The 10761-nt window shown below is 58.9% G+C and carries 14 protein-coding genes; 8 read left to right on the plus strand and 6 right to left on the minus strand.

Translation table 11 applies throughout. The annotated features are described in order from the left end of the window. Positions 1 to 6: 6 nt before the first annotated feature. From lptC to AK821_RS02670, 8 genes are all read left to right on the plus strand, one after another. A complete protein-coding gene (lptC, locus tag AK821_RS02635; RefSeq protein ID WP_064388004.1) occupies positions 7 to 579 on the plus strand; it encodes an LPS export ABC transporter periplasmic protein LptC in 573 nt (190 codons plus the stop codon). Further along, positions 566 to 1111 carry a lipopolysaccharide transport periplasmic protein LptA gene (gene lptA, locus AK821_RS02640; RefSeq protein ID WP_064388005.1) on the plus strand — a complete coding sequence of 182 codons (546 nt, stop codon included), beginning with the start codon at positions 566 to 568 and terminating at the stop codon, positions 1109 to 1111. The genes lptC and lptA overlap by 14 nt, the downstream gene beginning before the upstream one ends. Continuing rightward, the gene (gene lptB / locus AK821_RS02645) at positions 1111 to 1836 is read left to right on the plus strand and encodes an LPS export ABC transporter ATP-binding protein (protein ID WP_008085069.1); all 726 of its coding nucleotides are present in this window, start codon (positions 1111 to 1113) and stop codon (positions 1834 to 1836) included. The genes lptA and lptB overlap by 1 nt, the downstream gene beginning before the upstream one ends. Before the next feature lie 276 nt (positions 1837 to 2112). Next, complete coding sequence (locus tag AK821_RS02650; RefSeq protein ID WP_064388006.1) at positions 2113 to 3606, plus strand: RNA polymerase factor sigma-54; 1494 nt, start codon at positions 2113 to 2115, stop codon at positions 3604 to 3606. A 73-nt stretch (positions 3607 to 3679) separates the two neighbouring features. Beyond that, a complete protein-coding gene (hpf, locus tag AK821_RS02655; protein WP_007912419.1) occupies positions 3680 to 3988 on the plus strand; it encodes a ribosome hibernation-promoting factor, HPF/YfiA family in 309 nt (102 codons plus the stop codon). Positions 3989 to 4000: 12 nt separating this feature from the next. Then, positions 4001 to 4465: a PTS IIA-like nitrogen regulatory protein PtsN gene (gene ptsN / locus AK821_RS02660; protein WP_064388007.1), complete on the plus strand. Its 465-nt coding sequence runs from the start codon at positions 4001 to 4003 to the stop codon at positions 4463 to 4465. Between the two features lie 2 nt (positions 4466 to 4467). Then, positions 4468 to 5325 (plus strand): RNase adapter RapZ, encoded by an 858-nt coding sequence (rapZ, locus tag AK821_RS02665; protein ID WP_064388008.1) that lies wholly within the window; start codon positions 4468 to 4470, stop codon positions 5323 to 5325. A 15-nt stretch (positions 5326 to 5340) separates the two neighbouring features. Continuing rightward, the gene (locus AK821_RS02670) at positions 5341 to 5616 is read left to right on the plus strand and encodes an HPr family phosphocarrier protein (RefSeq protein WP_008085079.1); all 276 of its coding nucleotides are present in this window, start codon (positions 5341 to 5343) and stop codon (positions 5614 to 5616) included. 94 nt (positions 5617 to 5710) lie between these two features. On the opposite strand, the gene AK821_RS02675 is transcribed toward AK821_RS02670, so the two are convergent. From AK821_RS02675 to pmbA, 6 genes are all read right to left on the minus strand, one after another. After that, complete coding sequence (locus AK821_RS02675; RefSeq protein WP_064388009.1) at positions 5711 to 6604, minus strand: ZIP family metal transporter; 894 nt, start codon at positions 6602 to 6604, stop codon at positions 5711 to 5713. A gap of 30 nt (positions 6605 to 6634) precedes the next feature. Continuing rightward, entirely contained in the window at positions 6635 to 7246 is a 612-nt protein-coding gene (locus AK821_RS02680) for a superoxide dismutase (protein WP_064388010.1), read from the minus strand. 1 nt (position 7247) lies between these two features. Next, complete coding sequence (locus tag AK821_RS02685; RefSeq protein ID WP_016984162.1) at positions 7248 to 7688, minus strand: hypothetical protein; 441 nt, start codon at positions 7686 to 7688, stop codon at positions 7248 to 7250. Between the two features lie 28 nt (positions 7689 to 7716). Beyond that, positions 7717 to 9093 (minus strand): class II fumarate hydratase, encoded by a 1377-nt coding sequence (locus AK821_RS02690; protein ID WP_064388011.1) that lies wholly within the window; start codon positions 9091 to 9093, stop codon positions 7717 to 7719. Next, the gene (locus AK821_RS02695) at positions 9074 to 9481 is read right to left on the minus strand and encodes a hypothetical protein (RefSeq protein ID WP_064388012.1); all 408 of its coding nucleotides are present in this window, start codon (positions 9479 to 9481) and stop codon (positions 9074 to 9076) included. The genes AK821_RS02690 and AK821_RS02695 overlap by 20 nt, the downstream gene beginning before the upstream one ends. A 246-nt stretch (positions 9482 to 9727) precedes the next feature. Next, positions 9728 to 10761: metalloprotease PmbA (gene pmbA, locus AK821_RS02700; RefSeq protein ID WP_064388014.1), on the minus strand; the 1034-nt coding region annotated here is incomplete at its 5' end.

Consider the following 10761-nt stretch of genomic DNA (forward strand, 5'->3'; position numbering starts at 1 on the left):
CAAACCATGTTTAGCAAAAAATTTCGCAACTTCCTGCTGTTCGGCGGCATTGCTGCGTTGTTCGCAGCGGTAGGCTACTGGAACATCAGCCCGGAGCGCTTCCTCGACAAGCCTCCGGTCTCGTCCGTGGACACCCCGATCGACTGGTACGCGACCAACACGCATACCCTGCAATACCTGCCGGACGGTAAAGTGCAATACGAAATGACCTCCGACAAGGCCGAGCACGTCAAGGCGACCGACATCACCCTGGTCACCAAACCCGACCTGAACATGTACCGCGGCACCGATTTTCCGTGGCACGTGACCAGTGAGCGTGGCGAAGTGAACTCGGGCGGCACCGAAGTCGAATTGATCGACTCCGTACGCGTCAAACGCACCGATGAAAAGAAGCGCGACACGCTGATCACTTCCACCCGCATGACAGTGTTCCCGCAGCAGCAATATGCGCAGACCGAGCAACCCGTTAGAATCGACGGCGCTGGCGGTGTATCAACTGGCGTTGGAATGAAAGCGTACCTGAAGGAAAGCAGGATACACCTGCTATCGAACGTAAGAGGACAGTATGAGGCTCGTTAAAACCCTCCCTATTTTGCTCAGTCTGGGCGCAGCACTGGGAAGCGTGAGCGCCTGGGCTCTGCCGAACGATCAAGAGCAGCCAATCCGCATTCAGGCCGACGATGCCCAACTGGACGACAAGAATGGCGTTGCCACCTATAAAGGTGACGTGATCATCACCCAGGGCTCGATGAAGGTTACCGGCAATACCGTGACCATCACGCGCACCCCGACCGGTGATATCGACGTGGTGACTTCGGTCGGCAACCTCGCCTACTTCGAACAACTGCAGACCGCTGGCGATACCAAGCCTGTTCAAGGCTGGGGCGTGACGATCCAGTATCATGCCGCGCAAAACCGCGTCGTGCTGATCGACAAGGCCAAGGTTGTCGACAAGGACAACAACACGACTCAGGGCGAGAAAATCGTCTATGACACCGTGAAGAAACTGGCCAGCGCCGGTCGCGCTACCGGTAGCAAGGTCACCGAAGCGCGTCCGCGTATCGACATGGTGATCCAGCCGAAGAAGAAAACCGACGAGAAAACCCAGTAATGGCAACTCTGAAAGCTCAGCACCTGGCCAAGGCCTACAAAAGCCGCCAGGTCGTGCGTGACGTCAGCCTGTCGATCGACAGCGGCCAGATCGTCGGCCTGCTTGGCCCCAACGGCGCCGGCAAGACCACGTGCTTCTACATGATCGTCGGCCTGGTGCAGGCAGATCAGGGCCGCGTGCTGATCGATGACCTGGACGTCAGCCACCAGCCAATGCACGGTCGTGCCAAGGCCGGTATCGGCTATCTGCCGCAAGAAGCGTCGATCTTCCGCAAACTGTCGGTGGCCGACAACATCATGGCCATCCTCGAGACCCGTCAGGAACTCGACAAAGCCGGTCGTCGCAAGGAGCTGGAAAGCCTGCTGCAGGAATTCCACATCAGCCACATCCGCGACAACCTCGGCATGAGCCTGTCCGGTGGTGAGCGCCGCCGGGTGGAAATCGCCCGTGCACTGGCGACTGCACCGAAATTCATCCTGCTCGACGAACCGTTCGCCGGTGTCGACCCGATTTCGGTCGGCGACATCAAGCAGATCATCCACCATCTCAAGGCCAAGGGCATCGGCGTGTTGATCACCGACCACAACGTGCGTGAGACGCTGGATATCTGCGAAACCGCTTACATCGTCAACGACGGTCAGTTGATCGCCGAAGGTGACGCAGAAACCATCCTGGCCAACGATCTGGTCAAGGAAGTCTACCTGGGTCACGAATTCCGTCTGTAAGCATGCTGGTGCCCCGGTGAGCTGCGAGGGCGCTGTATCGATGAAGCAGCCTTTTTATACGCTTTGATTGTTACAGCGCTCCAGGCAAGCACCTCGCCTCTAAGGTCTTCAGCGCTCGCTTGAGCGATGCGTCAATAAAGTTTTCTATGTTTTTATTGTTACAGCGCTCTAGGCAAACACTTCAGTTTCAGGCATATAATTTGCTTAAGTTTGGCGCTCCGGCGCCCTGTAGTGGATGGCGCATAGCGCCGGCGAATAAGGTGTTAAGCCCCTGCCATGAAACCATCGCTAGTCTTGAGAATGGGCCAGCAGCTGACGATGACACCGCAGCTGCAACAGGCCATCCGTCTGCTCCAATTGTCGACCCTGGATCTGCAACAGGAAATCCAGGAGGCTCTGGAATCCAATCCGATGCTCGAACGCCAGGAAGAAGGCGACGACTTCGACAATTCCGATCCGATGGCCGACAACGTCGAGCAGAAGCCCAACACCGAAATCCAGGAACCCTCCTATCAGGAAACGGCCCCGACGGTAGATAACCTCGAGGACGGCGAATGGAACGAACGCATTCCCAATGAGCTTCCGGTCGACACGGCCTGGGAAGACGTCTACCAGACCAGCGCCAGCAGCCTGCCCAGCAGCGATGACGACGAATGGGATTTCACCACCCGCACCTCCGCTGGCGAAAGCCTGCAAAGCCATCTGCTGTGGCAATTGAACCTGGCCCCCATGTCCGACACCGATCGACTGATCGCTGTGACCCTGATCGATTGCATCAATAATCAGGGCTACCTGGACGAAACCCTCGAAGAAATTCTCGAAGCTTTCGACCCGGAACTGGACATTGAACTGGACGAGATCGAAGCCGTACTGCACCGCATCCAGCAGTTTGAACCGGCCGGTATCGGTGCACGCAACCTCGGCGAATGCCTGCTGCTGCAATTGCGCCAGTTGTCTGCCAAGACCCCGTGGCTGGCAGAAGCCAAACGCCTGGTCAGCGACTACATCGACCTGCTCGGCAGCCGCGACTACAGCCAGCTGATGCGCCGCATGAAGCTCAAGGAAGATGAGCTGCGTCAGGTTATCGAACTGGTCCAGAGCCTCAATCCACGCCCTGGCTCGCAGATCGAGTCCAGCGAAGCCGAATACGTCGTCCCCGACGTCATCGTGCGCAAGGACAACGAACGCTGGCTGGTCGAGTTGAATCAGGAGTCGGTGCCGCGCCTGCGGGTCAACGCGCAGTACGCCGGTTTCGTGCGCCGCGCCGACACCAGTGCCGACAACACTTTCATGCGCAATCAGTTGCAGGAAGCCCGCTGGTTCATCAAGAGCCTGCAGAGCCGCAACGAAACCCTGATGAAAGTTGCCACCCAGATCGTCGAGCATCAGCGCGGTTTTCTCGAGTACGGCGACGAAGCCATGAAACCGCTGGTCCTGCATGACATCGCCGAAGCGGTCGGCATGCACGAGTCGACGATTTCCCGGGTGACCACACAGAAATTCATGCATACCCCGCGCGGTATTTATGAACTGAAATACTTTTTCTCCAGCCACGTCAGCACCTCCGAGGGCGGGGAATGCTCGTCCACGGCGATCCGCGCGATCATCAAAAAACTGGTTGCAGCGGAAAATCAGAAAAAGCCGTTGAGTGACAGCAAGATCGCTGGTTTACTGGAGGCACAAGGCATTCAGGTGGCTCGCCGCACCGTCGCCAAGTACCGCGAATCTCTCGGGATCGCGCCTTCGAGCGAACGCAAGCGGTTGATGTAAGCCACGTTACAGCGTTCCAGTGGCAGGCTATCCCGCCTGCCGCTTTATGCACTGGCAACGAAGGAGAAGCTGTATGCAAGTCAACATCAGTGGACACCAACTGGAAGTGACCCAACCTCTGCGTTCCTACATCGAGGAAAAACTCCAACGACTGGAGCGCCATTTCGACAAGATCACCAACGTGCAAGTCACGATGTGCGTCGAAAAGCTGAAGCAGAAAATCGAAGCCACCTTGCATATACCCGGCAGCGAAGTGGTCGCCAACGCAGAAGATACCGACATGTATGCTGCGATCGACTCACTGACCGACAAGCTGGATCGCCAACTCAAAAAGCATAAGGAAAAGACCCAGAGCCTCCTTCAGGGCGCGACCGGTCGTTAACATCCCTAACCCATGATCCGACTTGAAACCATCCTGACCCCCGGCCGTTCCCAAGTGAACGCGCCGGGCGGCAGCAAGAAAAAAGCCCTCGAACAGATTGCCAACCTGATCCATCGCGAAGTGCCGGATCTGGCGATGCAAGATGTCTTCGAGGCGTTGATTGCCCGTGAAAAACTCGGTTCTACCGGTTTTGGCAACGGCATCGCCATTCCACACTGTCGCCTCAAGGGCTGTGAAGCGCCGGTCAGCGCGCTGATGCACCTTGAAGCCCCTATCGATTTCGACGCCATCGATGGCGCTCCGGTTGACCTGCTGTTCGTATTGCTGGTGCCCGAAGCTGCGACCGATGCGCACCTGGAGTTGCTCCGTCAGATCGCCAGCATGCTGGATCGCAAGGAAGTGCGCGACAGACTGCGCAGCGCCCAGACAAACGAAGCCTTGTATCAGGTTGTCCTGGACGAGCAAAGCGGGCAGTAATCATGCGTTTGATCATCGTCAGTGGCCGTTCCGGCTCGGGTAAAAGCACCGCACTGGATGTTCTCGAGGACAACGGTTACTACTGCATCGACAACCTGCCGGCGGGATTGCTGCCAGAATTGGCAGAGCGCGCCCTGATCCACACCGAACTGGCGCAACCGCTGGTGGCGGTGTCGATCGATGCGCGTAACCTGCCAAGTCATCTGTCGCGTTTTCCCGAACTGCTTGAAGATGCCCGAAGCAAGCATATTCAGTGCGATGTCCTGTATCTGGATGCCGACGAGGAAACCCTGCTCAAGCGTTTTTCCGAGACTCGCCGCCGCCACCCCTTGAGCAATGCCAATCGCTCACTGGCCGAAGCGATCCACGACGAAACCGCTCTGCTCGGCCCGATTGCCGATCTCGCCGACCTGAAAATCAATACCACCAATCTGAACCTTTATCAGTTGCGCGACACCCTCAAGCTACGCTTGCTGAATCAACCGGAGCCGGGCACCGCCTTTCTGGTCGAATCATTCGGTTTCAAGCGCGGCATGCCGGTCGATGCCGACCTGGTGTTTGACGTGCGCTGCCTGCCTAACCCGTACTGGAAGCCGGAATTGCGCGAGCAATCCGGTCTTGATGCACCAGTGGCCGAGTATCTGGCGGTTCAGCCGGAGGTCGAAGAAATGTTCCAGGACATCTTTACCTACCTGCACAAGTGGCTACCGCGCTTTGCCGCGAGCAACCGTGCCTACGTCACCATTGCCATTGGCTGCACCGGCGGGCATCACCGCTCCGTCTACCTGACCGAACGTCTGGGTCAGGCCCTGCAGAAAACCCTGAAGAACGTCCAGGTTCGCCACCGCGACCTCACTTAAAGGATTCACACCGCGATGCCTGCTCTGGAAATCGAAATCATCAACAAACTGGGCCTGCATGCCCGCGCGTCGGCCAAGTTCGTTGGCGTGGCGGGTCAGTATCCGGATTGCACGATCAGAGTAGGCCGCACGCCGGAGACGACGGTCGACGGCAAAAGCATCATGGCGATGATGATGCTGGCGGCTGGCAAGGGCACCAAAATTTATTTGAGCACTGAAGGGCATCAGGAACAGGAAGCGCTCGATGCGCTGGTGGCGTTGATCAACAACTACTTCGATGAAGGTGGCTGACCGCCAGAAAAAAGAGTTCGCAGCCTGCGGTAGCTCCTACGCAGGAATGCATTCCCTGTAGGAGCTGCCGCAGACTGCGATCTTTTGATCGACTTCAACCCAACGCGGTATCCATCACCATCATCAGACAGAACCCGATCAACAAGCCAAGACTCGCCAGTTTGTCATGACCATTGCGTCGCGACTCGGGAATCACTTCATGGGTCACCACCAGCAACATTGCCCCCGCCGCCAATGCCAGCCCTAATGGCAACAACACCTGCGCCAGGCTGACCAGCCACGCACACAACAGTGCAAACACTGGCTCGACCAGACCTGACGCCGCGCCGATCAGGAACGCCTTGACCCGCGACATCCCGGCCCCGGCCAATACCAGCGCAATCACCAGACCTTCCGGCACATCCTGCAAAGCGATGCCCATGGCCAGGCTGTCGGCGTCCGGCATGCCGCCGCCAGCAGAAACGCCGACGGCCATGCCTTCAGGGATGTTATGAGCAATGATGGCGAACACGAACAACCAGATGCGCGGTGGAATCACCGGGTGCTCGACGGTGCCGACGAGCATTTCCGCAGACGCGCCAGACACCTTGCGATCGACCAGATACAGGCCGAAGGCTCCAAGCATGATGCCGAAGCAGATCAGACCACTAGCGCTCCAGGGTGTCAGACCAAGGCTTTCGGCGGCGGCGATGCCCGGCACGATCAGCGAAAATGCAGTCGCCGCCAGCATCACTCCCGCGCCAAAGCCCAGTAACGTATCGCTGAGTGCCTGAGGCATGCGCCGAATCACCAACACTGGGACAGCGCCCAGCGCCGTGCCAAGGGCACAGATCGCACCACCCTGCAACGCCCGTGACAGCCTCGGTTCGAGATTCAGCCATTGCAGCCCGTGGGCGACCAGCAAAGTCATACCCGCCAACAGCAATAGCGATCCCACTGCGTAACGAAACATACGCCCACTTCCGATCGCCAGTGTTTCAGTGCCCATAGTCAGCCTTGGATTGTTTTTATAGAAGACTTAAACCAGTGCGGCCTGATAGCGCGCAGCCACTTCAGGCCAATTGATCACGTTGTAGAACGCGTTGATGTATTCCGGGCGACGGTTCTGATAACGCAGGTAATAGGCGTGCTCCCAGACGTCGAGACCGAGAATCGGCGTGTTGCCGTTCATCAACGGGCTGTCCTGGTTACCGCTGCTTTCCACGATCAACGCCTTCTCGGGGGTCACGCTGAGCCAGGCCCAGCCGCTGCCGAATCGGGTCAGTGCGGCTTTGGTGAAGGCTTCCTTGAAGCTGTCGAGGCCACCCAGATGCTCATCGATGGCCTTGGCCAGTGCGCCATCCGGTTTGCCGCCACCGTTGGGCACCATCACTTCCCAGAACAACGAGTGGTTGGCGTGTCCACCGCCCTGGTTGATTACCGCTGCGCGGAGTTTTTCCGGCAATTGCTGAACGCTGGCGACCAGTTTCTCCACCGGCCACTCGGCGTATTCGGTGCCTTCAACCGCCGCGTTGAGGTTGTTGATGTAGGTCTGGTGATGCTTGGTGTAGTGGATCTCCATGGTCTGCGCATCAATGTGCGGTTCCAGTGCGTCGTAGGCGTAAGGCAAGGCAGGCAGGGTAAAAGCCATTTCAGTGGACTCCATGGTGATGAGGGGCAGGCGCGCGGCGCGCATTGCCGGTATCCGGGTGCAGCAGGCGCTGGGTACGCGGGTATTCGCCGTGCTCGCTGATGAAATTCAGCAGCTCGACGTAGGTCTTGCTGCTCTGGCGCAGCGCCGCTTCGCGCAATGCCAGACGCTGGCGTTCGTCCTGCATGGTCTGCAACAGCCGTTGATGGATAGCGCAAAGGTATTCGGCGCTCTCCTCCGGCTGGTTCAGGCGCAAGTGCAGATCCGCCAGGTTGTGATGGGAGATGACGCAAGCCGCCACCGCTTCGTCGGCGTCCGCCCAGCGCTCGAACAACACTTGCGCCAGGGCCAGGGCTTGCAGGTAAGCCTCACGGGCGTCGATCAGTTCGCCCAGCATGAAGCAGCGATTGGCCCGTTCGATCGTGCGTTTCCAGTGCTCCATGGTGAGCCTCCAAAGCGGTTGCGGGGGGTTACACGCCGCCGGCGGTGAGTTTCTCGGGATTGAGCAACTCTTCCAGCTGGCTGCGCGAAAGGTCAGTGTGTTCCAGGGCAACGTCGATCACCGCGCGGCCTTCCTTGTAGGCCTGCTTGGCGATTTCAGCGGCTTTCTGGTAACCGATGATCGGGTTGAGCGCGGTAACCAGAATCGGGTTGCGCGACAACGCTTCTTTCAAGCGAGAGTCATTGACCTTGAAGCTGGCGATAGCCTTGTCAGCGAGCAAACGGCTGGAATTGGCCAGCAGCTCGATGCTGCTCAACAGGTTCTGCGCGATGATCGGCAGCATCACGTTCAATTCGAAGTTGCCCGACTGGCCAGCAATGGTGATCACCGAATCGTTGCCGATGACCTGCGCGGCGACCATGGCGGTGGCTTCCGGGATCACCGGATTGACCTTGCCCGGCATGATCGACGAGCCCGGTTGCAGGGCTTGCAGTTCGATTTCACCGAGGCCTGCGAGCGGGCCGGAGTTCATCCAGCGCAGGTCGTTGGCGATTTTCATCAGCGACACGGCGGTGGCTTTGAGCTGGCCGGAGACGGCAACGGCGGTGTCCTGCGAACCGATCAGCGCGAACAGATCCTTGCCCGGGGTGAATTGCACGTCGGTCAGTTGGCTGAGCTGGCGGCTGAAGCGCGCGGCGAATTCAGGATGCGCATTGATCCCGGTGCCGACTGCAGTGCCGCCCTGCGCCAGGGATTGCAGACTTGGCAGCAAATCCTGCAGATGGCCGATGTTGGCCTTGAGTTGCTGCGCCCAGCCGTTGAGCACCTGGCTCATGCGTACCGGCATTGCATCCATCAAATGCGTGCGACCGGTTTTGACGTGGTGATGCACTTGCCCGGCCTTGTCCTCGATCACTTGCACCAAGTGCAGCAGTGCCGGCAGCAACTGCTCGTGCAGGGCCAGCGCAGCGCTGACGTGGATGGTGGTCGGGATGATGTCGTTACTGCTCTGGCCACAGTTGACATGATCGTTGGCATTGACCGGTTCATCGAGCAGCCGGCTGGCCAGCGTAGCGATCACTTCGTTGGCGTTCATGTTGGAACTGGTGCCGGAACCGGTCTGGAAGATATCCACCGGAAAATGTTGCATGAAGTCGCCTTCGAGCAGGCCTTGCGCGGCATCGCTGATGGCTTTGCCTTGTGCGGCGCTGATCTGGTTGAGTTCGACGTTGGCGCGCGCGGCAGCGGCCTTGGCGAGGATCAGTGCGCGGATGAATTGCGTCGGCATCGGTTTGCCGCTGATCGGAAAGTTATCCACTGCGCGCTGGGTCTGCGCGCCGTAGAGAGCGTCCACCGGCACCTGCAGTTCGCCCATGCTGTCGCGCTCAATACGTGTCTTGGTCATCGGTAAATCCTTGGACTAATTCAATGAGAGGAATCGATGGAAGCAGTTCGCAGGTGGCGAGCTGCCAGGTGTAGCGTTGCCAGCGCTTGAGCCGGCAGTTGCACAGGGACAGGCGCTCCATTTCACGTAATGGGCGCCAGGCTTGATCGAGACAGAAGCTGCGCCAGTGCCACGGCAGTGCGATGTCGGTGGCGGTGTCGAGCAGCAGACGGAATGAGGTTTCGGCGACCGTCCAGGGTGAGGTCGCGGTGCAACAAGACAGATACCGGCCTTCAGCCAGGTAATGTTCGATCAGGCGCGGCTCGTCGGGATCCATCGCGCAACGGATCTGGCGACTCATCCAGCGCCAGCTTTCGAGATAGGGCTGCTCGTGCAAGGCAGAACTCATGATTCGGGCTCATCCGATAATGAGATTTATTATTAGATGATAATGAGAACCAAAACAAGAGTCCCGGTTACACGGACTCCATTGTGGGAGCGAGCCTGCTCGCGAGGGCGTCGTGTCAGTCGCCGCTGCGGTCGGCTGTTAAATCGCTTTCGCGAGCAGGCTCGCTCCCACAGGGTATTGTGTGGAGCCAATAAAAAAAGCGCGCCACCCGATGGGGTGGCGCGCCTTTTTTGTCACGGTTGGAGCTTAGCTACCCGCCACTGTCATACGCTCGATCAACACCGAACCGGTGCGAATGTTGCTGCGCAGTTCCAGGTCATTACCCACCGCAACGATCTGCTTGAACATGTCGCGCATGTTGCCGGCGATGGTGACTTCCTGCACCGCGAACTGGATTTCACCGTTCTCGACCCAGAAACCTGCCGCACCGCGCGAATAATCGCCGGTGACCATGTTCAGTCCATGGCCCATCAATTCGGTGACCAGCAAGCCACGGCCCATGCGCTTCAACAGCGCCGCCTGGTCCTCGTCGCCGTGGGTGACAAACAGGTTATGCACGCCGCCAGCGTTGGCCGTGCTCGGCATACCCAGTTTGCGACCGGAATAGGTGCCGAGAATGTAGGAGACCAATTCGCCCTTTTCGACGAACGGTTTAGCGTACGTCGCCAGACCATCACCGTCGTAGGAGGCGCTGCCCATCGCGCGCATCAGGTGCGGACGCTCATCGATGGTCAGCCATTCCGGGAACAGTTTCTGCCCCAGGGAGCCTTCAAGGAACGACGACTTGCGATACAGACTGCCGCCAGACACTGCCGAGAGGAAACTGCCGAACAGGCCACCCGCCAATTCCGCGGAAAACAGCACCGGCACTTCACAGGTCGGTACCGGACGCGCGCCCAGACGGCTCGCCGCCCGTTGCGCTGCACGCTGACCGATGCTGACCGGATCAGCCAGCAAAGTGCCCTGGCGGCTAACGTCATACCAGTAATCGCGCTGCATCTGGCCATCGGCCTCGGCGATCATCACGCAACTCAGGCTGTGGCGGGTCGACGCATAACCGCCGATAAAACCGTGACTGTTGCCGTAAACCCGGCAGCCCTGGTGGGTGCTGAGGGTGGTGCCGTCGGCGTTCTTGATCCGCGCGTCGGCGTCGAATGCCGCCGCTTCACAGAGCAACGCCTTCTCGATGGCCTGCTCCGGGGTGATGTCCCATTCGTGGAACAGGTCAAAATCGTGCTGTTCCTTGGCCATCAGCGCAGCATCAGCCAGACCCCAGGGCC

This window comes from Pseudomonas sp. RIT-PI-r (genome assembly GCF_001297015.1).
Lineage (GTDB): Bacteria > Pseudomonadota > Gammaproteobacteria > Pseudomonadales > Pseudomonadaceae > Aquipseudomonas.